At 41.1% G+C, this 24,677-nt stretch carries 22 protein-coding genes and 4 tRNA genes; 17 read left to right on the top strand and 9 right to left on the bottom strand.

Going from position 1 to position 24,677, the window contains the following annotated elements:
• Positions 1-7 precede the first annotated feature (7 nt).
• From wecG to P3L37_RS18265, 6 genes are all read left to right on the top strand, one after another.
• Positions 8-775, top strand: a complete 768-nt coding sequence (gene wecG, locus P3L37_RS18290; RefSeq protein ID WP_109912161.1) for a lipopolysaccharide N-acetylmannosaminouronosyltransferase — start codon at positions 8-10, stop codon at positions 773-775.
• A 291-nt stretch (positions 776-1,066) separates the two neighbouring features.
• Positions 1,067-2,443, top strand: coding sequence for a bifunctional threonine/serine APC transporter ThrP (thrP, locus tag P3L37_RS18285; protein ID WP_109912160.1), 1,377 nt, complete (start codon positions 1,067-1,069; stop codon positions 2,441-2,443).
• 167 nt (positions 2,444-2,610) lie between these two features.
• Positions 2,611-2,687 (top strand) — tRNA-Arg (locus tag P3L37_RS18280).
• Positions 2,688-2,766: 79 nt separating this feature from the next.
• Positions 2,767-2,842: transfer RNA gene (locus P3L37_RS18275), tRNA-His, on the top strand.
• 15 nt (positions 2,843-2,857) lie between these two features.
• A tRNA-Leu gene (locus tag P3L37_RS18270) sits at positions 2,858-2,943 on the top strand.
• A gap of 50 nt (positions 2,944-2,993) precedes the next feature.
• Positions 2,994-3,070, top strand: a tRNA-Pro gene (locus tag P3L37_RS18265).
• A gap of 817 nt (positions 3,071-3,887) precedes the next feature.
• Here the strand turns inward: P3L37_RS18265 and P3L37_RS18260 are convergent.
• From P3L37_RS18260 to hemC, 5 genes are all read right to left on the bottom strand, one after another.
• Entirely contained in the window at positions 3,888-4,115 is a 228-nt protein-coding gene (locus P3L37_RS18260; protein ID WP_004906084.1) for a hypothetical protein, read from the bottom strand.
• 318 nt (positions 4,116-4,433) lie between these two features.
• On the bottom strand, positions 4,434-5,627 hold the full coding sequence (gene hemY, locus P3L37_RS18255; RefSeq protein WP_004907317.1) for a protoheme IX biogenesis protein HemY: 1,194 nt from the start codon (positions 5,625-5,627) through the stop codon (positions 4,434-4,436).
• A gap of 2 nt (positions 5,628-5,629) precedes the next feature.
• Positions 5,630-6,898: a uroporphyrinogen-III C-methyltransferase gene (hemX, locus tag P3L37_RS18250; protein ID WP_109912159.1), complete on the bottom strand. Its 1,269-nt coding sequence runs from the start codon at positions 6,896-6,898 to the stop codon at positions 5,630-5,632.
• A gap of 3 nt (positions 6,899-6,901) precedes the next feature.
• A complete protein-coding gene (locus P3L37_RS18245; protein ID WP_109912158.1) occupies positions 6,902-7,657 on the bottom strand; it encodes a uroporphyrinogen-III synthase in 756 nt (251 codons plus the stop codon).
• Positions 7,654-8,598 carry a hydroxymethylbilane synthase gene (gene hemC, locus P3L37_RS18240; RefSeq protein ID WP_004907329.1) on the bottom strand — a complete coding sequence of 315 codons (945 nt, stop codon included), beginning with the start codon at positions 8,596-8,598 and terminating at the stop codon, positions 7,654-7,656. The genes P3L37_RS18245 and hemC overlap by 4 nt, the downstream gene beginning before the upstream one ends.
• Positions 8,599-9,190: 592 nt before the next feature.
• On the opposite strand from hemC, the gene P3L37_RS18235 reads away from it, so the two are divergent.
• Positions 9,191-11,767: a class I adenylate cyclase gene (locus tag P3L37_RS18235; RefSeq protein WP_004907332.1), complete on the top strand. Its 2,577-nt coding sequence runs from the start codon at positions 9,191-9,193 to the stop codon at positions 11,765-11,767.
• 51 nt (positions 11,768-11,818) lie between these two features.
• Here P3L37_RS18235 and cyaY read toward each other — a convergent pair whose 3' ends face one another.
• Positions 11,819-12,136, bottom strand: coding sequence for an iron donor protein CyaY (gene cyaY / locus P3L37_RS18230; RefSeq protein WP_004907335.1), 318 nt, complete (start codon positions 12,134-12,136; stop codon positions 11,819-11,821).
• Between the two features lie 235 nt (positions 12,137-12,371).
• On the opposite strand from cyaY, the gene lptM reads away from it, so the two are divergent.
• The 9 genes from lptM (at position 12,372) to P3L37_RS18185 (ending at position 20,284) form a co-directional block, all read left to right on the top strand.
• Entirely contained in the window at positions 12,372-12,557 is a 186-nt protein-coding gene (lptM, locus tag P3L37_RS18225) for an LPS translocon maturation chaperone LptM (RefSeq protein WP_004906065.1), read from the top strand.
• 21 nt (positions 12,558-12,578) lie between these two features.
• Positions 12,579-13,403 carry a diaminopimelate epimerase gene (gene dapF / locus P3L37_RS18220; protein WP_004907339.1) on the top strand — a complete coding sequence of 275 codons (825 nt, stop codon included), beginning with the start codon at positions 12,579-12,581 and terminating at the stop codon, positions 13,401-13,403.
• A gap of 24 nt (positions 13,404-13,427) precedes the next feature.
• Positions 13,428-14,132, top strand: coding sequence for a DUF484 family protein (locus P3L37_RS18215; protein ID WP_109912157.1), 705 nt, complete (start codon positions 13,428-13,430; stop codon positions 14,130-14,132).
• Positions 14,114-15,043 (top strand): tyrosine recombinase XerC, encoded by a 930-nt coding sequence (xerC, locus tag P3L37_RS18210; RefSeq protein WP_042851726.1) that lies wholly within the window; start codon positions 14,114-14,116, stop codon positions 15,041-15,043. Before P3L37_RS18215 ends, xerC begins: the two co-directional genes overlap by 19 nt.
• Positions 15,043-15,759, top strand: a complete 717-nt coding sequence (yigB, locus tag P3L37_RS18205) for a 5-amino-6-(5-phospho-D-ribitylamino)uracil phosphatase YigB (protein WP_004907349.1) — start codon at positions 15,043-15,045, stop codon at positions 15,757-15,759. The genes xerC and yigB overlap by 1 nt, the downstream gene beginning before the upstream one ends.
• An 87-nt stretch (positions 15,760-15,846) precedes the next feature.
• A complete protein-coding gene (uvrD, locus tag P3L37_RS18200; protein ID WP_004907350.1) occupies positions 15,847-18,009 on the top strand; it encodes a DNA helicase II in 2,163 nt (720 codons plus the stop codon).
• 192 nt (positions 18,010-18,201) lie between these two features.
• Positions 18,202-18,984 carry a hypothetical protein gene (locus P3L37_RS18195; protein ID WP_109912156.1) on the top strand — a complete coding sequence of 261 codons (783 nt, stop codon included), beginning with the start codon at positions 18,202-18,204 and terminating at the stop codon, positions 18,982-18,984.
• A gap of 238 nt (positions 18,985-19,222) precedes the next feature.
• Positions 19,223-19,807 carry a 2OG-Fe(II) oxygenase gene (locus tag P3L37_RS18190; protein WP_109912155.1) on the top strand — a complete coding sequence of 195 codons (585 nt, stop codon included), beginning with the start codon at positions 19,223-19,225 and terminating at the stop codon, positions 19,805-19,807.
• Between the two features lie 207 nt (positions 19,808-20,014).
• Positions 20,015-20,284 (top strand): hypothetical protein, encoded by a 270-nt coding sequence (locus P3L37_RS18185; protein WP_109912154.1) that lies wholly within the window; start codon positions 20,015-20,017, stop codon positions 20,282-20,284.
• 83 nt (positions 20,285-20,367) lie between these two features.
• On the opposite strand, the gene prfH is transcribed toward P3L37_RS18185, so the two are convergent.
• Together prfH and P3L37_RS18175 are read right to left on the bottom strand one after the other, a co-directional pair.
• Complete coding sequence (prfH, locus tag P3L37_RS18180; protein WP_272667479.1) at positions 20,368-20,979, bottom strand: peptide chain release factor H; 612 nt, start codon at positions 20,977-20,979, stop codon at positions 20,368-20,370.
• Positions 20,976-22,112: an RNA ligase RtcB family protein gene (locus P3L37_RS18175; RefSeq protein WP_110731579.1), complete on the bottom strand. Its 1,137-nt coding sequence runs from the start codon at positions 22,110-22,112 to the stop codon at positions 20,976-20,978. Before P3L37_RS18175 ends, prfH begins: the two co-directional genes overlap by 4 nt.
• A 543-nt stretch (positions 22,113-22,655) precedes the next feature.
• On the opposite strand from P3L37_RS18175, the gene P3L37_RS18170 reads away from it, so the two are divergent.
• Positions 22,656-22,799: a Hok/Gef family protein gene (locus P3L37_RS18170; RefSeq protein WP_109912151.1), complete on the top strand. Its 144-nt coding sequence runs from the start codon at positions 22,656-22,658 to the stop codon at positions 22,797-22,799.
• A gap of 151 nt (positions 22,800-22,950) precedes the next feature.
• Here the strand turns inward: P3L37_RS18170 and P3L37_RS18165 are convergent, their stop codons facing one another.
• Positions 22,951-24,669, bottom strand: a complete 1,719-nt coding sequence (locus tag P3L37_RS18165) for an amidohydrolase (protein ID WP_109912150.1) — start codon at positions 24,667-24,669, stop codon at positions 22,951-22,953.
• Positions 24,670-24,677: the final 8 nt, after the last annotated feature.

Here is a 24,677-nt window from a genome sequence, read left to right as displayed (position 1 = left end):
GAGTATCATGGAATCGTCATCAACTCAGTCTTCATCCGTTACACAGTCATCTATTCCACAATATAGTATTCGTGGTCATAATATTTGGGGTTTTAAAAATATGGCCCATTTTTTAGACTATTTATTTGCTGGTGGAGAAACAAAAACGGGAACACTTGTTGCGATTAATGCAGAAAAAGTGATGATCGCTGAACAAGATACGGCTTTAAATACATTACTAGGCCAAGCTGAATATTTATATGCTGACGGAATTAGTATTGTCCGTGCTATCCGTCGTAAATACCCACAAGCTGAAGTTTCTCGTGTCGCTGGTGCTGACTTATGGGAAGGGCTAATGGAAAGGGCCGGTAAAGAAGGCACGCCAGTTTTCTTAGTGGGTGGTAAACCCGAGATTCTAGAGCAAACAGAAAGCAAACTACGCTCGCAGTGGAATGTGAACATTGTTGGCTCGCAAAACGGCTATTTTACCGCTGAAGACCGAAGCGCATTATTCGAACGTATTCGCGCAAGTGGCGCTAAAATTGTCACCGTTGCGATGGGGTCGCCGAAACAAGAAATTTTTATGCGGGATTGCCGAAGTGTGTATCCAGATGCGTTATATATGGGTGTTGGTGGGACTTATGATGTGTTTACAGGGCATGTTAAACGCGCCCCGAAAGTGTGGCAAAACTTAGGTCTAGAATGGTTATATCGCTTATTATCTCAACCTTCCCGTATTACTCGACAGTTTAAATTACTGAAATTTTTAGGCTACTATTACGGTGGTAAGCTGTAGTTTTTGTAGTAGTTTGATTTATATTGTTATTTTCAATGAATTTAACTCACTGTAAGTAGGCTTAACAGGCTTACTTACAGTTCGCACGGTTCCGAATAGCTGGTCTCTTCCTTCAAATATTTCTATAATCCCTCAAAAATAAGTATGTTCGCATCAGTTTGTGCTCAATCTTGCGGCTATGGCATTTTTTTAATCGCCTAATTGATACTTTTCGAATAATTGCAGTGATTATTACTAACTGAGTTTCAATTAAAACTGCATTTTAATTATCTAATTTTGACAGGGGTATGTATGGGAAATCCACAGCAGGGGCTTCAACGTGGGTTAGAAGCGCGCCATATCGAGCTTATCGCGCTCGGGGGAACCATTGGCGTTGGTTTATTTATGGGGTCGGCCAGTACGCTGAAATGGGCGGGGCCTTCGGTTTTACTGGCATATATCATCGCCGGGATTTTTGTTTTCTTCATTATGCGTTCAATGGGGGAAATGCTATTTCTTGAGCCTGTAACGGGTTCTTTTGCTTCATTTGGTTATAAATACTTAAGTCCGTTTTGGGGGTGCCTGACTGCTTGGGGCTACTGGTTTATGTGGGTGGCTGTTGGTATTTCAGAGATCACTGCGATTGGTGTATATGCCGAATATTGGTTCCCTGATGTGCCTCAATGGATTTTTGCCATTATCGCGGTGGTATTAGTGGCATTAGCGAACTTAGCCGCTGTACGGCTGTATGGCGAGCTTGAGTTTTGGTTTGCCATGATCAAAGTCACTACGATTGTGGTGATGATTTTAATTGGTTTAGGGCTGATTTTTTTTGGTCTGGGTAATAACTTTGAGCCGATTGGGCTTGCGAATCTCACTGAACATGGTGGTTTCTTTGCCGGGGGCTGGAAAGGCTTTTTATTTGCTTTGTGTATCGTTGTGGCCTCTTATCAAGGGGTTGAGCTGGTTGGGATCACCGCGGGTGAAGCGAAAAATCCGCAAGTCACGTTAAAAAAAGCGATCAATAATATTTTATGGCGCATATTAATTTTTTATGTAGGTGCTATTTTTATTGTTGTGACGCTATTTCCGTGGACGGAAGTGGGTTCACAAGGTAGCCCGTTTGTCCTTACCTTTGCGAAAGTGGGAATTGTGTCCGCAGCGGCGGTAATTAACTTTGTGGTGTTAACTGCGGCGTTATCTGGTTGCAATAGTGGCATGTATAGTGGCGGGCGCATGCTGTACGCTTTAGCACAAAATAAACAATTGCCTCGCTCATTATTGAAATTAACAAAAAATGGCGTACCGGCACGTTGCGTGGGCTTTACTATCCTATGCTTAGTCGCGGGATCAAGCTTGAATTACATTATACCGAATCCAGAGAAAGTCTTTGTTTATGTCTATAGTGCGAGTGTGTTACCAGGAATGGTGCCTTGGCTGGTGTTATTGACTAGCCAAATCCGTTTTCGTCAACAAAACAAAGAAAAACTTGTAGGGCATCCTTTCAAATCGATTCTTTTTCCATGGGTTAACTATGCGACCTTGCTCTTTTTAGCCTGCGTATTGATTGGAATGGCGATTAACCCAGATACTCGCTTATCTTTAATCGTTGGAGCCATCTTCTTAGGGGGTGTTTCTCTCCTTTATTTCATCATTCGCCTGTTCAATAACCGTAACGGAAAAGTTTAACGGCGGGGTTTTGATAGATTTTTATTAGGTGCATAGCGAAAAAGAGGGTAAATATGCTCTCTTTCTCAACGAAATGGATAAAAGGCAAGCAATCGATATTTTTATTTCAAAAAGGACTAGACAGCGGGAGGATAAATCCGTACTATCCTCTCCCGCAACGGCGTTAAGCGCCCGTAGCTCAGCTGGATAGAGCGCTGCCCTCCGGAGGCAGAGGTCTCAGGTTCGAATCCTGTCGGGCGCACCAGTTTTAGCGCTTCGCTACGGTTGGCAAAATGACGTTGTATGTAGTAATATAGCAACGCTTTGAAAAAAGTGAAGTTATGGTGGCTATAGCTCAGTTGGTAGAGCCCTGGATTGTGATTCCAGTTGTCGTGGGTTCGAGTCCCATTAGCCACCCCATTTTTTTGTGACATTGCGAGGGTGGCGGAATTGGTAGACGCGCTAGCTTCAGGTGTTAGTGTCCTATGGACGTGGGGGTTCAAGTCCCCCCTTTCGCACCACGAAGAAATGTAATAGTACTATTCACTATTAATAAGTACTACAAAAATTTCGGCGAGTAGCGCAGCTTGGTAGCGCAACTGGTTTGGGACCAGTGGGTCGGAGGTTCGAATCCTCTCTCGCCGACCAATTTAAAGAAACCCGTCTTAATCGACGGGTTTTTTGCGTTTTATACTCTTCACTCTTCACTCTTCACACTTCAAACCGTAGCGTTATTGGCTACGTTCATCTACCCAAACCACATACTTATTCGTACTCATCGGAATATCTTTACTTGCCACTTAGCCATAACTTGAATTGCTTAGAGTATACTCGGGGGCGTTTCTTCAACGAATGACAGGGGTATGGTTAATTGCTTGTTTTTATTTGTAATTTAGCAGCTTATCTTACTTATGTCGTAAAATAGATACAACCCATCATATCAATGTCGTCAAAAGGTGACACTTTACTAGTTGATTTATAAGGAAATATAAATAACTGTTTTATGATGTCTCTAAACTGCGACAAAATAGAGTGGTAAGTTTCGGGCAACATATTAGTGAATTTTTTAAAGATAGAGCGGTTTACTACCAAGAAGAAAAATAGTTGTGTAAAACCGAGGGATAGGAAAGAAACCAAAAGAGTGAGCTAAAAAAATACTGTTTTAAAAAAGTTGGCACGTATTGTGCATTATTGTATATGTAGATGCTCATCTCACTTCTTATGACAGCGAAGCTTCATAAACCCAGAGATGACGCAAAGCCGATTATCGGTGCCTATTGTCCACTTTAGATGATCAAGAGCTCATCCTCTTACCATCAACGAACGGGCGAAACGTTGAGTGAGGCACCATCCGTCTGTAGACCTGATTGTATTTTACACCTGCCTTGTGCAGGTGTTTTTTTTTGTCTGTACAAAACACTTAGCCCCCTAGAAAATGACTAAGAGGCTGAAAATAAGATAGCTATTAGCTTCTACCTTTACTAAACCATTTACTGAACCAGCGAGTAATATAGGTATAGCAGAGGATAATGAATGTAATAATGAAAATGTCTTTACTAAGATCTTCGGTATTAAAACCAATAATCATAATAAAAACAAAAGGTGATAATACTAACAGCAGAAGATCAAAGAATATTTGTAAACGGTTTGGGGTTGCAATAATCCAGCGCCAAATAGTTTTAATTACATTCATATCGATATCCCTAATTCATGCAAAGCAAAGATGTATATAAAGCTTTATACACTATGTGTTTATTTTATAACATAGCGAAGTGTGTTTTCCTTATCCTTAAATAATGATTATTGATTAAACATTGAATTATTTACCTGCAATGTTGCCAATTATAAACCTCATATTTTCCTTTTATGATGATTTAATACGATTAACGCGATGTATTTAAATTGTTTTTACGTTTTTATTGGGGAAGGTCAGATTAGTCGCCGTTAAGCTTATGAATAAAAAAACTCCACCAAAATGAGTGGAGTTTTTAGATGAGGCCAAACAAGAATATTATTTCCGTTCTTGTTTTAATGAATGGTTTAATGCATCTTGGCGAATTTTTGCGGCATCGCTAGGCTTATGCTGCCGGTCAAAAGCATCAGCTAACCATGATGCATCTTGTACATCAAAACGTTGAGCTAAAGCGGCTTTAAAGTAATTTTCAGCTTTGTCCCATTGGGCATGCTGTAGCGATAAAACGCCTAATGTACTGTTAAGTAACGGGGTGGCACCGTTCTGCTTCTGCAGATGTAAAAGGGTTTTTTCTATAACTTCAGGGCGTTCGCTATTCAGTTTTGGCACCAACAGGATCAAGCGTTCATCATATTGCTGTTTTAAACCGTCAATAATCATTTTTTCTGCACTTGCAGTATCGCCACATTCAATCAAATGCTCTGCTAAGAAAGCTTGCAATGCGGTTTCATGACGAACTCGGCGAGGTTGTGCTTTCCACCAAGCTTTTAGCCCATCACTACCTCCTTCAGCCATATATTGGTTCATCAACCCTTTGTAAGCCTTTAATTTCAATGCATCGAGCTCATCTTCATTGTGTAACTGTACTTTAGCCATGACAGGAAGTAATTCAATCAGCGACTGATAGGCGCCTGAGCGTAAGTAAGCTTGTTCTGCTAGGCGCAGCACCTCAGGGTGCCTTGGAGCTTTGTCGAGAAGTTTATCAATGCCATTACGGGCAGCATGGACTTCTCCTTCCGCTAATTGGATACGGACACGGCTGATATCAACGGGGAGCTGGTCACTTCCTGCGGCTTCGGCAGCTCTATCCAAGTATTGGTGAGTGCGATATTCATCACCACGCTGTTGAGCAGCTTCGGCTGCCATGAGGTAGTTAATAACCGGCTGTTGAGAAAAATCAGCATGTTTGCTCATTAATTTTTCAACTTGCTCGAAATCACCTTCTGCTAATTTCAGCAGCGCTTTTTGTGTTTGGGTATGTGCTTTGTGGTATTTACGACCACTTACCCAACCTCGGGTACGTGATGTCGTGCTGATAAAGCGGCGGTAGCACCAACCAAGGAATAACAGCACAAACTGGAGCAAGATAAAGCCCAAAACGAGGCTGGTTACACTGGTCGTAATGTCATAATTATCTGTACGGATAAAAACATAACCTTGGTGACCCGCTAATAATGGGCCTAAGATTATCCCTGCAATAAGTACTATAAATAGGATCAAGACTTTTATCATAATTACCCCCTATTACCAGCAGGGTCTGCTGATTCAAAAGGGTGTGCATTGTCAGCTGACTCCGCTTTTTGCGTATCCGTGGCGGGAACTGCGGCATCTGCTGCGGCTTCTGTTGGCGCTTCAGTTGCATCCGCTGCGGCATCAACGGCACCATCGCTAACTTTTGCATTGTCAGACGACTGAGAAAGTAAGCTACGAACCCGTGTTTGCATGATTTTTTCTAGCTTTTCTTGGCTTTCTAAAGTATCAGGCATATCAATATCAATCGGCTGATTGATTAGGTCATCAATGGTTGATAGAAAAGCTTTAGTTTCAGGCGCCTCAGTATCAAAATAGGCTCTTACCCAAGTCGAAGCCTGCTCTAATGACTGTTTGTAAGTGGCTTCTTGATAACGTGGCACGGCTTGTGCTGCGATTAATAGTTGAGAGCGAATGTTTTCTCGTAGATAAATATCCTGATTTGGAGCTAAAAGCGGGGCTTCTGAGCCATCACGAGCGCGTACGGTGACGAAGTCATTTGCGAAACTTTTCCAGCTACGAGCCAAATTTTGTTTCCAATCCGAAATATCCTCGCTGACATCCGCGTTATCTTCATTTTTCGCATCGCCGCTGTTTAAATCCGCTAAACGTAAGTTGTCCACTTCATTACTGAGCTGGTTTAAACGTAAGATAATACCGTCATAGTCAATTTGATTGATTGCGGCTAATTTAGCCATATCACTGTTAATTGATTTACGAATGTCGAGTAGGCTCGGGTCATTCATTTCGGCTAAACTTGAGTCAGCACTTTTTAATAGAACCGCTGCGGTCACAGGGTCGCGATCATTCCACAGCTTTCTTCCCGCCATTTTAACCATAAAGTCAGCTTGTGCGAGAAGCCAACTTTTAACATCAGCGCTGGATAATGCCGTGACGTGCGCTTGTAGCTCTTGCATGCGACGGTTGAGATTCTCTTCATATTCACGAGAATGGCTTTTTATTTCAGTATTAGCCGCAACTAAAGCGTTTAACCGTTGCCTGTCTGAATTTTGCTGTTCGATTAAATCACTTAATTTTTGTTTTAATTCATTGTTTTCATTTACTAAAGTGGCAGTGCTTTGTTGGGTGAAATAGTATAATCCGCCACCAATAGCGATGATAATAGCAATAGCAATTACACCGCCTATTAGACCAGAACGTTTTTGCTCCGAAGAAGGTTTAGTTTTTGGGCGCTGTTGTTCTGCACCAGCTTCTGGGGTAACCGTCTCGGTTGTTTTATCGTGTTCCGTCATAAATTAGCATCCCATATCGATTGAAATTAATGCTTCTAATAAAGCATTATTATCTGCGCTATTAGCTACACAGACCTTTTGCCATCCGCCTCTGCGGGCTTGGTCTGCAATCCGTTCACTGACGACAAGTAGGCGGCGGGAAAACCACCAAGTTTGGTATTCTTCAGTGATTAATTCGTCTAACAAGGCTAACATTTGACCACTCGTGATCACAACATCTGTAATACCCGTTTGAAACCATTGCTGATTGAACAGGGCTCTATCATAGTAAACAGGATGCCTTGTATAACATTCACAATAGCTGACTTTTGCGCCCCTAGCCCTTAATGTTGATGCGAGAAGCTCTCGTCCGCCATTTCCTCGTAATAATAGAGCGTTTTTCCCTTCGAGAAATTGAAGTTCAGGGTGTGTCAGTAGTACTTCACTGGTTTCACCTTGTTCAGCCCAACTTATGTTTTTTCCTGTTACTTGTTGAAAATACTGCCCTGTAGAGCGGCCAATTCCATAGTAAGATAACTTATCTGACCAGCTACGCGCCATTTGTTCAAGTGTTAAATTTGCATATTCGACTGCATTTTTAGATAAAAGAAAGACTAAATCATTCGCAGTAAGGCTATCAAGTTGAGGTATAAGGGTATTTAACTCAGAGCCAGGTCCAATGCGAATTAAAGGAGAGGAGAAGGCTTCCCCCCCTTTGGCGGTGATTGCTGTGATCAGCTCCGAACCTGCTGGTTCAGGGCGAGTGACAAGCACCTTCATGCAGGCGGGTTTCCTTGGTAAACATCCGCCAGAATTTCCCTTGCACCACGCTCAAGTAATTCTTCAGCCAATGATACACCCGCTTGATTAGCTTCACTCGGAGAAACGAGTCGTTCCCCTCGAATAATCACACTACCGTCTGGCGCTCCTACCAAGGCCCGTAGCCATATTTTGTCATCTTGCCAAATAGCGTAACTGCCAATCGGAACTTGGCAACCGCCTTCAAGGCGCATATTCATTGCTCGTTCAGCCAGAACACAGGTTGATGTTGAGTCATTATTGAGTTTCGCGAGTAATTCGCGGGTTTTACTATCATTTAAACGGCATTCGATACCGACAGCACCTTGGCCAACTGCAGGTAAGCATTGCTCAGGTGCAAGAGCCGTTTTAATTCGAGTGTCTAACTCCAAGCGTTTTAACCCAGCAACGGCTAAAATAATGGCATCATATTCACCGTTATCTAATTTTGATAGGCGTGTACCTACGTTACCACGTAAGTCGCGAATGACTAAATCAGGGCGGAGTTCCCTTAATTGGCATTGACGACGTAAACTCGATGTCCCGACGATACTGCCTTTTGGCAATGCATCAAGATTATCGTAGTGGTTTGAGACAAAGGCATCTCGAGGGTCTTCACGTTCACAAATCGTGACTAATCCTAAGCCTTCAGGGAATTCAACAGGGACATCTTTCATCGAGTGAACGGCAATGTCTGCGCGTCCTTCCAACAAGGCAAGTTCTAATTCTTTGACGAATAAACCTTTCCCGCCGACCTTAGCAAGAGGGGTATCAAGAATGATGTCGCCTTTTGTCACCATAGGCACTAATTCAACCTGTAAGCCCGGGTGAAGCTGCTCTAATTTATCTTTGACAAAGTGCGCTTGCCATAGGGCTAAAGGGCTTTTGCGCGTCGCAATACGCACGATATTTGTTGATGTCATTTTACTGTTTTCTCTGGCTAAGAATGCCGCAGATTAACCATACAATTGGCATTAGTTTTAACATGTTAAGGATATTTTTTCCAGCTGGGTGCAAAACCGCGCTCTGAATTGTTTATAGCCGATTTACTTTTTCTACCATGATGCAAGAAAGTGATTCAAAATGAGATGACCTAGAATAGCTATTAAGCAATTTCTTTAGCTTATCGTGCTATTTTTTGTGTGGAACAATCTGTGTTTTCTATTAATTCGTGTTGAAGCGTGTAAGCACAGACGCTGTGCGTATTGTACTTAATATCGTTTGGTTTTGCTGTTTTACTAAACAACAGAGTAAAAAGAAATTATTCCATTGAAAAACAAGGGATATTTTACAGATTAAAAAATAAAAAGCCTTTTTATACAATATGTTGAAAAGCATTTTGTATCAAAAATAAGCGCGTAAAATTATGTGATCTACTTTACCCTTTTGATGCAAGGTGTTAAATTGATCACGTTTCCGACAATCCATTTGAAAATTATTTTAAATCTATCTCTATCTGTTGGGTGCTGGGAAATTCTCAGGTTTGTATTACTTTCATTCAATCAGGCGTAACCTTTGTATCTCTATATTGAAACCTTAAAACAAAGACTGGATGCAATAAACCAATTACGGTTAGAACGTGCAACAGCTTCTATGAGTGAAACCTTCTCGAAGGTTTATAGCTTGCTGCCTGTCTTGTTTCATTATCATCATCCCATGATGCCTGGTTTTATTGAAGGTAATGTCCCTCATGGTGTCTGCTTTTTCTCTCCTGATGCAGAGCAAAAAAAATGGTTGGCACCTTTTGAACGTTTTTTACCCGCGATTGAAACTGAAGCGAACGGTGAATTACCGATTACAGGCATTTATTCGATGGGTAGCACTTCATCTGTTGGGCAAAGCCAGTGTTCAGATATCGACGTTTGGGTTTGTCATCCGTCTTGGTTGGACCACGAAGAAAAACGTTTTTTGCAAAAAAAATGCACCTTAATTGAACAGTGGGCAGCATCTTTAGGGATTGATGTCACTGTGTTTTTAATCGATGAAAATCGTTTTCGCCATCATGCCAGTGGGCATATTGGTGGGGAAAACTGTGGTTCAACGCAACACATCCTATTGTTAGATGAATTTTATCGAACCGCTGTACGTATGGCGGGTAAACGTTTGCTGTGGACCATGGTGCCGGTTGAAGAAGAGCAGCATTACGATGAATATGTTATGGGGTTATATGCACAAGGAGTGCTAACACCGAACGAATGGCTTGATTTAGGCGGGTTAAGTGAGCTTTCTGCCGCGGAATATTTCGGTGCAAGCCTATGGCAGTTGTATAAAAGTGTTGATTCCCCTTATAAAGCGGTATTGAAGAGTATTTTGCTGGAATCCTATTCATGGGATTACCCTAACGGTAAATTATTAGCCATGGAGTTTAAGCGTCATTTACATGCAGGCGAAATTGTGTGTTATGGCTTGGACTCATACTGCTTAATGTTAGAGCGTGTGACACGTTACCTGACTGAAATTAATGATTTAACCCGTCTTGACCTTATCCGCCGTTGTTTCTACCTGAAAGTATGCGAAAAACTATCTGAAGAAGAGGGGAATACTTGCGCAGGTTGGCGCCGTGATGTGTTGTCTCAATTGGTTGAATCATGGGGGTGGGGATCAGAGCGTTTGTCGATACTCGATACACGCAATCAATGGAAAATTGAGCGTGTCCGTGAAGCACATAACGAGTTACTTGATACGATGATGCAAAGCTATCGTAACCTCATTCGCTTTGCCCGTAGAAATAATTTAAGTGTTAGTGCAAGCCCACAAGATATTGGAGTATTAACCCGTAAATTATATGCGGCTTTCGAAGCTCTCCCGGGGAAGGTGACGTTAGTTAATCCACAAATCTCACCTGATTTGAGCGAAGCGCATTTAACCTTTATTTATGTGCCAGAGGGGCGAGCTAACCGTAGCGGCTGGTATTTGTATAACCAAGCGCCAAATATTGATGCCATTATTGGCCATCAACCTCTTGAATATAACCGCTATTTAAATAAATTAGTGGCATGGGCTTATTTTAATGGTTTGCTGACTGAAACCACCCAGGTTTACATGCATAATGGGAAATCCCAGTGTGATGAACGAAAATTGCTTGAACTGATGCACGATGTTTCAAGCCATTTCCCTATCAGGTTACCAGCCCCAACGCCAAAAGCGCTTTATAGTCCATGTGAAATTCGCCATCTTGCAATCATTGTTAACTTAGAAAAAGATCCAACACAGGTATATTCTGAGCAAGTCGTTCATGTTGATTTTAGAAAACTGGATATTTTCAGTTTTGGGGAATCACAACAGTGCCTGATTGGTAGCATTGACTTGTTGTATCGTAATTCGTGGAATGAGGTAAGAACGCTACATTTCAGCGGAGAACAGTGCATGTTAGAAGCACTTAAAACCATTTTAGGGAAAATGCATCAAGATGCATCGCCTCCTGAAGCGGTTGAGGTGTTTTGTTATAGTGAGCACTTACGTGGGTTGATCCGTACTCGTGTACAACAGTTGGTATCTGAGTGTGTTGAATTGCGTTTGTCAAGCAACCGAAATGACCCTGGGCGTTTTAAAGCATTGCGTATCGCGGGGCAGACGTGGGGGTTATTCTTTGAGCGTCTGAACGTATCGGTACAAAAACTTGAGAATGCGGTTGAGTTCTACGGGGCTATCTCCCATAACAAACTACATGGCTGGCCCGTTAAACTTCAGGCGAAGAGTGATAACCATTTACCTGCAGTTGTTGATGGCTATGCGAGTGAAGGGATTGTACAGTTTTTCTTTGAAAATACGGCAGATAATACCGGTTTTAATATTTATGTTTTAGATGAGGCGAATCGGGTTGAAATTTATTCTCACTGTGAGGGGTCGAAAGAAGATCTTGTTCGTGACGTGAGTAAATTCTATTCTTCTTCCCATGACCGGTTTACCTATGGCGCAAACTTTATCAATTTCAATTTACCGCAATTTTACCAAATCATTAATCAAGATGGTAAAAATCAAGTTGTTGCATTTTCCGGGGCAACATGGCCATTCACAGCGGAAGAAGATGATGACGTTGGGTATGAAGTGCATTCGAACCAATCACCGCACCCACAAGCGCACTATTATTGATATTAATGGCAGGCAGTATAGCGTGCTGCCCACCTTCGAAACTTGTAATGCTTAAAATGAAAAGGGCTCTTGGCTTTGAAAGGCAATTGCCTCGGCTAATTTAGCTTTAAATTCATGCCCAGAGCGGTCACAAACCCAATTACCTTGTTGATAATCATAATGGTACCCACCCTGTTTAGTCGCTAGCCATATTTGGTGGAATGCTTCTTGCTTGTTGATAATAATTTTACTGCCATCTTCAAAGCTAAGAGTCATCACACCCCCATTGATTTCACAATCAATATCGGCATCACCCTCATAATTATCTAAATGCTCTTCGATGGTGCTCAGTAGCGTTTCTGCTAGCTGATGAAATTCGCTGTCATTCACGATTAATTTCCTGTTTGCTCACAATGGGTTAATTGAAATTATTATTGTTAGCTGAAATTATAGGAGGGAATCTGCATCAGGGTCAATCTAAGCATGCCCACTAAAAACTTCAGACTAAATTTAGCCTAAAGTATATAATATCCGCATGCTAGATAAACAGGCGTGATTTGCAAGGCCACTCCTGTTATTGTGTAAATTATCAGATGTCAAAAGTGAGCAATACGGGCGAAAAAGAATGAAAAAAAGTTTAATTGGGCTTAGTGCACTAGTTGTTTTATTTACCCTTTCTGGCTGTGGCTTAAAAGGCCCGTTGTATTTTCCGCCGGAAGAAACTGCAGCACCGGCTAAGGCATCTGATGTGCAACCTACCGCACAAGACAGCACTGCCAAAGAGCCTGCTCAAACAACAAATAATCAGTAAGCCACCTCTATGGAGCGTGAAATGCAATTTTCTAAAATGCATGGCTTAGGCAATGACTTCATGGTTGTCGATGGCGTTACACAAAATGTATATTTTTCGCCTGAATTGATTTGTCGGTTAGCGGATAGACACACAGGAGTTGGGTTCGATCAACTACTATTGGTTGAAGCACCTTATGACCCTGACCTTGACTTCCATTATCGTATTTTTAATGCAGATGGTAGTGAAGTTGCACAATGTGGCAATGGTGCGCGTTGTTTTGCTCGTTTTGTCAGGCTTAAAGGTTTAACGAATAAGCAAAAAATCAAAGTCAGTACTCAGTCCGGCCGTATGACATTAACCATAAATGAGAATGATGATGTCTGCGTTAATATGGGCGTGCCTGATTTTGAACCACAGAGAGTGCCATTTCGCGCAGTTAAAGAAGAAAAAACCTATATTATTCGAGCACAAGAACGTACAGTTCTGTGTGGGGTAGTCTCAATGGGTAACCCGCATTGTGTCATTCAAGTTGAAAGTATTCATACGGCAGAAGTCGAAGTTTTAGGTCCCGCTTTAGAAAATCATGAGCGCTTTCCAGAACGTGCCAATATTGGCTTTATGGAAATTATCAGTGCTGACCACATCCGCTTGCGCGTTTATGAACGTGGGGCTGGGGAAACTCAAGCTTGTGGTAGCGGGGCATGCGCCGCTGTCGCGGTTGGAATTAGTCAAGGATTACTGGCGAAGCGGGTCAAAGTTGATTTACCAGGGGGCTCATTAGATATTTCCTGGGAAGGCCCTGGGGCGCCACTTTATATGACAGGCCCTGCAACGCATGTTTATGACGGAGTCATTCAACTATAATTTTGAATAGCTGAAGAGGGAAAAATGGATAAAACCAAAAAAGCACAGGAATTGGCTCATCAAATTGATGAGGTCGATGTCGTGCGCTACTTAACGGAAAACCCCTATTTTTTTCTTCGTAATGCGCAACTGTTGGAACAGCTAAAAGTACCCCATGTTGTGCGGGAAGCTATCTCATTACCTGAGTTAGTGATGAGTCGTCAACGGTTGAAAATCAAAGAGCTCGAACAAGATATTCGTTTTATGGTTGAGCAAGCTCACGAAAATGTGGAGCTTTTTGATGAATTGTTAGTGTTGGTGATTGAAATGTCATCAGCAGAAAGTTTACAGCAAATGCTGCTAGCGCTAAATCGTTGGGCAAAAAAACTGGGTTTATCCGGTGCTCAAGTGCGTTTGTTTAGTGACAGCTGGCATTTATCCGCTCCTTTGGATGCGCATCAATTAGTTATTTCGCGTCGTGTATTTGAACCCGTGAGAATTCAACGATTTGGCGATAAACGTAACTACCTCGGTCGGTTGAATGGCCCTGAAATTCAATTACTTTTACCTGATGCATTAAATGTCGGTTCAGTCGCTATTTCACTGTTTGGTCAGCATGGTGAATCCGGTATGGTCATCTTTACTAGTCGGGATCGTGAACATTATCAACATGGTATGGGAACGGTCATGTTGGAGAAAGTCGCTCAGATTCTACCGAGGTTATTATGCCAATGGATAGAACGCCTATAAAAAATCAGCCTGAAGGGCTGATGACCCAAATTGAGGCCTTTCTGTATTATCTGCGTGTTGAACGTCGGCTAAGCCCTGTCACGATAACTAATTATCGTCGCCAATTGAGTGTTATTGTGGAAATGTTAGTCTCACTAAATATCCACGAATGGCAAAAAGTTGATGCAACGATTGTGCGCAACGTTGCCGCTAAAAGTCGTAAATCGGGCTTACAAGCCGCAAGTATGGCGTTGCGGTTATCATCACTGCGCAGTTTTTTTGATTGGATGGTGCACCAAGGGGAATTACCCGCAAATCCCGCAAAAGCCGTTCATGCCCCTAAATCCAAAAAGCGTCTTCCTAAAAATATGGATGTGGATGAAGTCTCCCAACTTTTGAATATGGAGAGTGGTGACCCGCTCGTCGTACGTGACCGAACGATGCTTGAAGTGATGTACGGCGCAGGGTTACGTTTATCTGAGCTAGTTGGGCTAGATGTTCGCCATCTTGATTTAAATACGGGTGAAGTGTGGGTTATGGGGAAAGGGAGTAAAGAACGCAGGGTGCCAATGGGAAAAACTGCCGTGAGTTGGCTACAGCGTTGGCTTGAGATGCGAGAGCTCTATGAGCCAGAAGATGACGCTGTTTTTATTTCAACCCAAAGTGGTAAACGTATTTCGAATCGGAACGTACAGAAACGTTTTGAGCAATGGGGTATAAAGCAAGGGGTTAATAGCCACATTAACCCGCATAAATTACGCCACTCTTTTGCGACACATATCCTTGAATCAAGTGGGAATTTACGTGGAGTGCAAGAACTTCTTGGGCATGCAAATTTATCGACAACACAAATCTATACGCACCTTGATTTTCAGCACTTAGCAAATGTTTATGATGTGGCTCATCCAAGAGCAAAGAGGGAGAAACCTTAATGCATTTTTACCGTCCGTTATCACCCATTCTGGCGATCACGTTTGATTTGGATGACACGCTTTACGATAACCATCCAGTTATTGATAAAACGGAAGAAGAAGTTTTACGTTTTGTCCGTGAATATGACCCGCGTTTTAATCATTTTAGTAATGAAGATCTTTATGCTTTTCGTCGTCTTGTCGAGGAGCAAGAACCTGATATCTATCATGATATTTCACGCTGGCGTTGGCTTTCTTCCAAAATGATGTTTTGCCATTATGGCTACTCAAAAGAAGCCGCACAAAAAGGGGCAGATGACATCATGGCGCATTTCACTTATTGGCGAAATAGAATTGATGTCCCAAAGTCTACTCATGAAACACTGTGCCAACTGGCAGAAAAAATTCCGCTGGTGGCGATCACTAATGGAAATGCAGAACCGGAAGCGTGCGGGTTAGGTCAATATTTCCAATTTGTCTTGAAAGCAGGGCCTGACGGGCGCTCTAAGCCATTTTGCGATATGTATCGTTTAGCCGCGAAGCGGCTTGAGATTGAGCCACAATTTATTCTTCATGTTGGTGACAACTTGCTAACGGATGTTGAAGGTGCAATTAACAGTGGCATGCAAGCTTGCTGGATCAACACAAACCAAAAAACACTGATGGAAGAGAAAGAGGTGCGTTTATTACCGCATGTGGAAATTTCGCGGTTGGATTCTCTCTTATCATTGGTATAATCATTTACTGTATAAAAAAACAGTGGCATTCGCCATTGTCAACAACCTCACAGTGGTGTTAGCCACTGTTTTGCTTTGATGGTAACTATGGACGTCTCTTATCTGCTTGAAGGTCTTAACGACAAACAGCGCGAAGCGGTTGCCGCACCGCGTACCAATTTACTTGTCCTTGCGGGGGCTGGTAGTGGTAAAACTCGGGTGCTAGTGCATCGAATCGCATGGCTGATGTCTGTGGAAAATGCTTCTCCATTTTCAATTATGGCAGTGACATTCACGAACAAAGCAGCGGCAGAAATGCGCCATAGAATCAATCAATTGATTGGTACTAGTGAAGGCGGTATGTGGATAGGAACATTCCACGGCTTAGCGCATCGTTTATTGCGCCAACATTATATGGACGCTAATTTACCACAAGACTTCCAAATTCTAGATAGTGATGACCAATACCGTTTAATTCGTCGTTTACTTAAGGCGATGAATTTAGATGAAAAACAATGGCCACCTCGTCAGGGGATGTGGTACATCAACGGCAAAAAAGATGAAGGTCTGCGGCCTCAGCACATTGAAGCCTATGGTAACCCAGTTGAAGCCACATGGTTAAAGGTATACCAAGCTTACCAAGAAGCTTGTGATAGAGCCGGGCTGGTGGATTTTGCGGAATTATTGTTACGCGCCCATGAACTGTGGCTGAATAAACCCCATGTCTTGCAGCATTATCGTGAGCGCTTTACCAATATTCTTGTCGATGAATTTCAAGATACCAACAATATCCAGTACGCATGGATCCGTGTACTCGCTGGGGATACAGGCAAAGTCATGATTGTTGGTGATGACGACCAGTCAATCTATGGCTGGCGTGGTGCTCAAGTTGAAAATATCCAGCGCTTTCTCAATGATTTTCCTGGCGCAGAAACTATCCGTCTAGAGCAAAATTACCGTTCAACGAATAATATCTTAAAAGCGGCGAACGCACTGATTGCGAATAACAGTGACCGCTTAGGGAAAAACTTATGGACGGAAGGCGGAGATGGCGAGCCAATATCCCTCTACTGTGCGTTTAATGAGTTAGATGAAGCACGCTATGTGGTTGGCCGCATCAAACAATGGCATGAAAATGGTGGAGCCTTGCAAGATTGCGCCATGTTGTACCGTAGTAATGCCCAGTCTCGTGTATTGGAAGAAGCACTCATCCAAGGTGCAATGCCATATCGTATTTATGGTGGGCAACGTTTCTTTGAACGCCAAGAGATTAAAGATGCACTTTCTTATTTAAGATTAATAGCAAATCGCAACGACGATGCCTCCTTTGAACGTGTGGTCAATACACCAACCCGTGGCATCGGCGATAGAACATTAGATACTGTTCGCCAAACTGCACGGGATCAACAGCTAACACTATGGGAAAGTTGTGAGTACTTACTTCGCGAGCAGGTGTTGGGAGGTCGTGCAGCGGCCGCAATTGAGCGTTTCTTAGAATTAATCGATGCATTAGCCAAAGAAACTCAAGATATGCCATTACACGTTCAGGCAGATAGAGTGATCAATGACTCAGGCTTGCGTGCGATGTATGAGCAAGAAAAAGGCGAAAAGGCGCAGGCTCGCATTGAAAACTTGGAAGAGTTAGTCAATGCAACCCGTGATTTTAGCTATCAAGACGAAGACCAAGACTTAATGCCATTGCAGGCTTTTCTTTCTCATGCGGCATTGGAAGCTGGGGATGGGCAAGCGGATGTCAGCCAAGATGCTGTTCAATTGATGACTTTGCATTCAGCTAAAGGCCTAGAGTTTCCAGTTGTATTCATTGTGGGCATGGAAGAAGGCATGTTCCCAAGTCAAATGTCGATGGATGAAAGTGGTCGCCTTGAAGAAGAGCGTCGTCTTGCTTATGTCGGTATTACCCGAGCAATGGAAAAACTCACGATTACTTATGCAGAAAGCCGTCGTTTATATGGCAAAGAGGTTTATCACAGGCCTTCTCGTTTTATTGGCGAGTTACCGATAGAGTGTGTTGAGGAGGTTCGCTTGAGAGCGCAGGTTTCAAGACCCGTTAGCCATCAGCGCCTTGGTACACCGATTAGCCAAAATGATTCGGGTTATGCTCTAGGTCAGCGTGTCATGCACCCTAAATTTGGTGAAGGCACGATTATTAACCTTGAAGGTAGTGGGGAACACTGCCGCTTGCAAATTGCCTTTCAAGGTCAAGGGATTAAGTGGCTGGTAGCGTCTTATGCGCGGTTGGAGAGCTTATAAATAATTATTTATAATTCATGCGTTATTGAAAACGGAATTATTATAAATATATATATGCATTATAAATGATATCATTAATGTTTATTGGTGATGTCATTTTTTATTTTATATAAACAAAAAATTTGTTTTTATATTTTTGTATGGGTATTATTTTTCATGTTTTTAAGTGAAGTAAAATAAGGGATTATATTTATGCATTTTAAATACAAAGTTGAATCTGATTTTAATTCTGTTTTAGTTAATAGAAGATATGATTGTTTTAATACGAAAAAGCTTTCTGATTTTTCTGCTAACGTTAATGGGCTAGGTAAGGCGTTGAATCAATTTAGTGGTCTATCAAATAGAGCGTTAAGATTTTTTCTCAAAAAAGAAACTCGAAGCTCCGGTAGTGAAAAAACAATGATGTCAAATGTAGTAAATCAAGTTAAAAAGAATTCAATAACTCATCAAAATAGTGTGTCAATAATTAAAAACTTGCATGGTAAATTAATTGGTGATAAAGAGTTTGATTATTCTAAACTGGATTCTACACAATTGAAATCCTATATTCTTGAGCTGGAGGTTTTAAAAAAAGAAATTAACGAACAACTTTCCGGGATAAAAATAGAAGCAATAAATATTAATAACTCTATGGATAGAGAAACTAAAGCATACATAAAAATGTATAATAGGGAGCAAAGCAGTAAATTTCAGTCCTTAAGGAGAGATAAAGGTGCATTCAGTCAGATAAGTGACAACTATTTATCGTCTAAAATTAAAGTGCTTAAAGATTATAGTGTTATCCTACAAGAAAATGAATTGAAAAATAAATCGGAATCATTGAGCGAGCAAATATCTTCTTTCTCTATGCCTGATGAAGTGAGTTCTGTAATGGACAATGCAATAGAATCACCAACAAAAATGAATAGTATTGCTCACCATAACTGTGGTGGTTTAGGCAGAACAGGATTTTGTTTATCAGGCCATTTAAGCTAATCAATCGTTTTATTTATTGAATTCAAGGTATTCAACAAAGAAGTTGAATGCCTTTTTTAATTTTAATGTAAGGTTGGATGGCAAGTGTGATTTTTGCTTACTCTATGATAATTAATATTATATTTTCAGTGATTAGTATTGATGGAATGTTTTAATCATCAGGATTTGAGTTTTTAATTTTATTTTTTTGTTGTCTTACCGTATAAAGTTTTACCGAATAACCTTCCTAACACTCATCATGTCAATTAATAAACTTATTGATTCACTTTCCTCACAAGGTTGGTATGTGTGGGACGATTTCTTGACTCTGTCCGAAGTTAAAGAAATAAAACAATGCATTCCGAATACATTACAAGACGCACGTATTGGACATCGGGACTCATTACAAGGCAATAAAGCGATTCGCGGCGACCAAACGGTTTGGTTGGAGCCCGAAATGGGGAGTTCTATAGTTCATTATCTCAATAAAATGGAGCAGGTCAGGCAAGAACTTAACTGTCAGCTTTATCTTGGTCTACGTGATTTTGAAACACATTTTTGCCGTTATCCAAATGGTGGTTTTTATAAGAAACACGTGGATAACCCAAGAGGTGTCGGTCGACGAAAAATTACGACAGTTCTATATATGAATGAACAATGGCACCCTAGCGATGGTGGTGAATTGGTTGTCTATGACCAAGAAGATAATCAATTGTTTAAGTTAGAACCCATTGCAGGTCGTATGATCTTTTTCATGTCAGAAGAATTTCCTCATGAAGTGCTCCCGACAGAACAAACTCGCGAAAGTATCGCGGGGTGGTTTTTAACTGAAAAAATACTTTAACCCGTTCAGGCTATTACCACCTCTTATAGAGGTGGCTGATAGAAGTATTCTCATTATTTATACACATAACAAATTTTATAATAGTTATTTTAATATATTTATTTGATTTTCTGTTTTTCTTGATGTTAACTTTATTTGAACTTTGGTTTTTTTATATTAAATTATATTTTCTGCTGTGTGACTAAATTATATAAAAGGAGTTTATAAATGAACAGCACTGATAAGTTCGGTTATGGTTCTAAACAATTTCAACAAGGTGTTAGTATAACGGAGTATAATCGCCAATTAGAAAAAGCTTTGAAGGAATTAAGCGAAAAAAATATTGGTGATACCGTGATGATTAATTCTAATAATGATATGTCATCATTAATACAAAGTGTAAATTATTTCCCAGTACCAAAAGACCATTGCTCGGTTATTGAGGTGGGTTGCTACTCCTCTAAATTGAATAATTCGATTCTTTATGATTTTAAATAATCTACTTTAGAAATCGAATCATTAAATATTGTCTAATGTTGGATTAAATTATGTGCCACCTCTAATTCGAAGTGGCACTAATTTTATATTAATCGTTTAAATTCATTTCCTATAAAAGTCATAGTCGCATTTCCTCGTTCAATTTGATAGTGAGATTGATGGCGCTGTTTATCTAATGTATTTGATTGTTTCGATTGATACTCATCAAGTTTCCATTGTATTAATTGTTTTGCGAGTTTTTTATTTGCGTGTTGGCTGCGTTCAGATTGAACTTTAACTGTAATTCCCGTAGCAACATGCTTAGCTCTAACTGCTGAGGACGTTTTATTAACATGCTGCCCTCCAGCCCCTTGCGCTTTGGTGAACTCAAATTCAATTCCACTCTCTTCAATTGGTTTAATGGGAGAGAAACGGGTGACACTCAAAAACCAATTTTTACGTTTATGTCGCGGCCTAATAGGGCTTTGGCATTGCCATTGGACTGTACCGCACCAAGACTGGGCCAATATTTCTGCATCTTCACCTTCTAGGCAAACTAAGGCAGATTTTAGCCCTTTTTTAGAGGGAAATGACTCCAGTACGTCATAAGCGATATGATATTTTTTAGCCTCTTGTAGAAAGCGGGTAAGGGCCTTTTCAACAGCAATACAACATTCTTCAGGCCCCTGAGCAGCGGAAAATTGTAGCAATATCATGAGCAATCTCCACTGGTTTTATAGGTGATAACCGGCTTAAGTCGTGCAATAACTTGGATGATGCCAATATTCACCATGCTTTCAATTACAGTATCAATGGATTTATAAGATTGTGGGGCTTCTTCGTAAATCAATTGTTTGTTTGCACAGATAACACGACTGCCTAATGCCGTTCTTGATAATTGAATCGGTGTATATTTATGAGATAAGCGCCCTTTACACTCAGTTCGCATCCACTTGCGGCCAGCTCCGTGAGCAAGAGAATTCAGACAAACTTCACTTGGCTGTGGGGATACCAGATAGCTGTAATCACCTCGAGAACCAGGGATAATAACTAGCCCGCGATCTGATGGCGTGGCGCCTTTTCGATGTATCCACCCATCAATGCCATTGATTTTACAAGATTCAACTAGGTTATGATTAAGGTCGAGAACGCATTTACCTTTTGACTTTACTTGTTGCAGCATACGTAAACCGATCATTTGGCGATTTAGTTGGGCAAAATCTAAGGCATTTTGATGCGCTTCTAAGTAATTTTTAGCATCTTGAGAGCTATCTATAAGCCCATCATGACTATGATTTTCTACATGTTGACGAAGGATTGATTGGCCTAAACCACGAGAGCCACTGTGAACTAATAACAGTAATTGTTGTTTATTCAAACCACTCATACCGAATAATTCTGGGTTTAATATTTCGTCAACGGCTTGAAACTCAGCAAAATGATTCCCGCCACCAATAGAACTTAATGATGGCATAAAGTCATGTGATTGCATGTTATCTGGGACATGTTCTTCAAGCCAAGATAGAGGCGCATGATCTGACATTTCAAAAAGTTGTTTTTCGAGTTTATCGAGGTTAACTTTCGATTTTTTAATATCCGTTTGAAACAGCGCCATTCCACAACCGATGTCATTACCAACCAGCGCAGGGTAAAAACGCTTGGTAGAGAAAAATGCAGCACCAATTGGATAGCCGCGGCCTGGATGAAGGTCAGGCATGCCGACAACGGATACCATATCAGGTAAGTTTGCGGTTGTTTGTAATTGTTGTATTGCTTTACTTTCAATCCATGTTGATTCTGTGGCGATGTAGCTAACTTGCTGATCCACAGTATGTAAGGTATTGCCCATAAGCTATTAACTCATTTTTAATTGAAAAATAAGGTGATTAGCAGGCAAATTTAAGAAAATAGATTAACTAACGAGAGTGACTATTTCTGAGAGTGCCCGCAAAGAGTTTGATTAATTGTTGTCATGGTAAACCTCCTTGCAGTTAGTAGATGAATATAAAACGCTGCGGATACTAACGGTAACTTTTTTCTTTTGCAAGCGCTATTTTTAGCATTACGGATTTTTAGTCATTTTCTGAGATAAAAATATAAGTAAATAATTTAAACCTATTAATGATTATTTACCTAATAATTATTTAAATAAACTATTAGATAATTAAATTTATATTTTTATTTATTTATATGGAATTAAACGTGAGTGAGATATAAAACTTTGTTATTATTTTGGCGGGTGCTTGAGCCTTTCTGGTTTAAGCATATTAAGTTGGAAGAAATGTTTGGATTAGAAAGGAAAAAGCCCCGTTAGTTATTATTAACCAACGAGGCCCGATCTAAACCTGAACAGTTGAGATTGTGCCTCTTAACCATTAAGAGGTCAAGGGAAATGAGCAAGTTCGCAGTGGTGGCGTTTGTTTTTGCGTGTATTACCGTGTTTGGTATTTCAGTATTAATGCGAGATAGGCTTTGTCTAATCGTGATTAGTCATGGAAATACAGTTGTTCAAACAACGTTTTCTTACGAAGAGTAATGTTGCTTTACGAGGGAAGTTATTCCCTCGTAATTTCCCGATTTAATTGTGCGTATTCAGGTTTGGAATTAAATGCCCAATTAAAAACACCCCAAGATATTATTTAATCTTTGGGGTGTTTATTTAATTAGCTATCTAAATAATTAAATTATTAAGCAATATGTACAGTTTTTCCGCCAATAATAGTACGTAATACTTTTACATTCTCAATATCATCTGCAGGGATCTCAAAGACATTGCGATCTAGCACAATCATATCTGCAAATTTTCCTGCTTCTAATGAACCAAGTACATCTTCACGGTGCTGTGCATAAGCTGAGTCTATCGTCGCAGAGCGTAAAACCTCAATGACCGTTAAGTCTCGGTCATTATCAAGTCTTGGCGCTTTTTGCCCATTTATGTCACGACCACGGCGTGTTGCAGCCACTTTTAAATCATACCACTCGTCGAAATCATCAATTGGCCAGTCACTACCAAATGCAACAACCGCGCCAGCGTCGACAAATTTAGCGATTGGTTCAAGTTGCTCAAAACGTTCATCACCGAGCATTTTTTTCTCAAAAGCGGCGAGTTCTGGCGTTGGGGCGGCCCACTGGAAAGATAAGCAAGCGATGGTTTTTAAGCGCGCAAAGCGGGCATAGTCATCAGCATGGACTAATTCATTATGAGCAAGCCCTGGGCGAATATCTTTTTCTGGGTGAGCAGCACGCATTTTTTCAATCGCATCTAAAACGATAGAAACGGCACCTTCACCAACGGTATGCAAGTGTGGGTCATAGCCCGCAGCGGCAATTTTTTCCATTAATTCATCTAGAATTTCAGCCGTGAAATAGAGATCACCGTAGTTATCGGTTTCTACCCAATTCGGAGCGTCATCCGTGCCTTGATTGATACGGTATGGCTGCAATAACGATGCTGTCATTGTAGGAAATTGCATCACACCATCAACAAACATTTTAATATTATTTAAGCCAATGCCAGGGGCTGGCGTCCAATCGGCTTGGTGCCATTTTTTGGCAAATGCAACGGCTTTATCAACAGCTGCCGCTACTGAGGCAACATCCGGTGTTTCATCAGGGGTTATTTCACGGGCAGCTTGGAAACGGATCGTAAGGTCGCCACGTTGTTGTAATTGAGAAAAGGCTTCAAGCTGTTGTTCTGAAACGCGTGCATCCATCACCATTGTCACACCTTGCTGATTAAGTACTTTCTGTACTAATTCAGCAACTTCAATAGCTTGGTCATCACGAATTGAAGGAATGCTATCGGCAGCACGCATAGCGGGAGCATCTTCTAAAATACCGTTTAATTCACCATTCTCGTATTTACCAATCTTACCATCAGGTGGTTCAGGCGTATCTTTGGTGATACCAAATAATTCGAGGGCACGGCTATTTGCTAGCAATGTATGGCAGTCATTTGAAAACAAGACGACAGGGCGTTTCGTATTGAGCTTGTCCATATCTTCACGGTACATATCAACACCTGCAGGGATCATACCTTGGCGCAGCCATGCAGTGACTTTGAGCCAATCATTTTCCCCGGTACGCGGGTCTTTATCGAGGTGATCTTGTACGCGTGCTAAAATTTGGTCGATAGTTAACGATTCATAATTTAAATGGCAACCGAAGAGTTGAATACCGCCCCAAAAAGGGTGCATATGACCATCAATGATACCAGGCATCATCATTTTGCCTTCGAGATCGATACTCTCTGTCTCAGGACCAACATATTGATGAAGTTCATCAGAGGTGCCTGTGGCAAGAATATAGCCATCACGAACAGCAACCGCATCGACAACGCGATTTTTATCATCTGCAGTATATATATAACCGTTAAAGTAAATAACGTCAGCTAATTGATTATTCATTGTAAACC

The organism is Providencia sp. PROV114, from assembly GCF_032704305.1.
Taxonomy (GTDB): domain Bacteria; phylum Pseudomonadota; class Gammaproteobacteria; order Enterobacterales; family Enterobacteriaceae; genus Providencia; species Providencia rettgeri.
This window is presented reverse-complemented; position numbering and strand designations above follow the sequence as displayed.

Coding starts and splice junctions, on each gene's coding strand:
- wecG (WP_109912161.1), top strand. CDS start 8: ATGGAATCGTCATCAACTCAGTCTTCATCCGTTACACAGTCATCTATT.
- thrP (WP_109912160.1), top strand. CDS start 1,067: ATGGGAAATCCACAGCAGGGGCTTCAACGTGGGTTAGAAGCGCGCCAT.
- P3L37_RS18260 (WP_004906084.1), bottom strand. CDS start 4,115: ATGAATGTAATTAAAACTATTTGGCGCTGGATTATTGCAACCCCAAAC.
- hemY (WP_004907317.1), bottom strand. CDS start 5,627: ATGATAAAAGTCTTGATCCTATTTATAGTACTTATTGCAGGGATAATC.
- hemX (WP_109912159.1), bottom strand. CDS start 6,898: ATGACGGAACACGATAAAACAACCGAGACGGTTACCCCAGAAGCTGGT.
- P3L37_RS18245 (WP_109912158.1), bottom strand. CDS start 7,657: ATGAAGGTGCTTGTCACTCGCCCTGAACCAGCAGGTTCGGAGCTGATC.
- hemC (WP_004907329.1), bottom strand. CDS start 8,598: ATGACATCAACAAATATCGTGCGTATTGCGACGCGCAAAAGCCCTTTA.
- lptM (WP_004906065.1), top strand. CDS start 12,372: ATGAAAAAAAGTTTAATTGGGCTTAGTGCACTAGTTGTTTTATTTACC.
- dapF (WP_004907339.1), top strand. CDS start 12,579: ATGCAATTTTCTAAAATGCATGGCTTAGGCAATGACTTCATGGTTGTC.
- P3L37_RS18215 (WP_109912157.1), top strand. CDS start 13,428: ATGGATAAAACCAAAAAAGCACAGGAATTGGCTCATCAAATTGATGAG.
- xerC (WP_042851726.1), top strand. CDS start 14,114: ATGGATAGAACGCCTATAAAAAATCAGCCTGAAGGGCTGATGACCCAA.
- yigB (WP_004907349.1), top strand. CDS start 15,043: ATGCATTTTTACCGTCCGTTATCACCCATTCTGGCGATCACGTTTGAT.
- uvrD (WP_004907350.1), top strand. CDS start 15,847: ATGGACGTCTCTTATCTGCTTGAAGGTCTTAACGACAAACAGCGCGAA.
- P3L37_RS18195 (WP_109912156.1), top strand. CDS start 18,202: ATGCATTTTAAATACAAAGTTGAATCTGATTTTAATTCTGTTTTAGTT.
- P3L37_RS18190 (WP_109912155.1), top strand. CDS start 19,223: ATGTCAATTAATAAACTTATTGATTCACTTTCCTCACAAGGTTGGTAT.
- P3L37_RS18185 (WP_109912154.1), top strand. CDS start 20,015: ATGAACAGCACTGATAAGTTCGGTTATGGTTCTAAACAATTTCAACAA.
- prfH (WP_272667479.1), bottom strand. CDS start 20,979: ATGATATTGCTACAATTTTCCGCTGCTCAGGGGCCTGAAGAATGTTGT.
- P3L37_RS18175 (WP_110731579.1), bottom strand. CDS start 22,112: ATGGGCAATACCTTACATACTGTGGATCAGCAAGTTAGCTACATCGCC.
- P3L37_RS18170 (WP_109912151.1), top strand. CDS start 22,656: ATGAGCAAGTTCGCAGTGGTGGCGTTTGTTTTTGCGTGTATTACCGTG.
- P3L37_RS18165 (WP_109912150.1), bottom strand. CDS start 24,669: ATGAATAATCAATTAGCTGACGTTATTTACTTTAACGGTTATATATAT.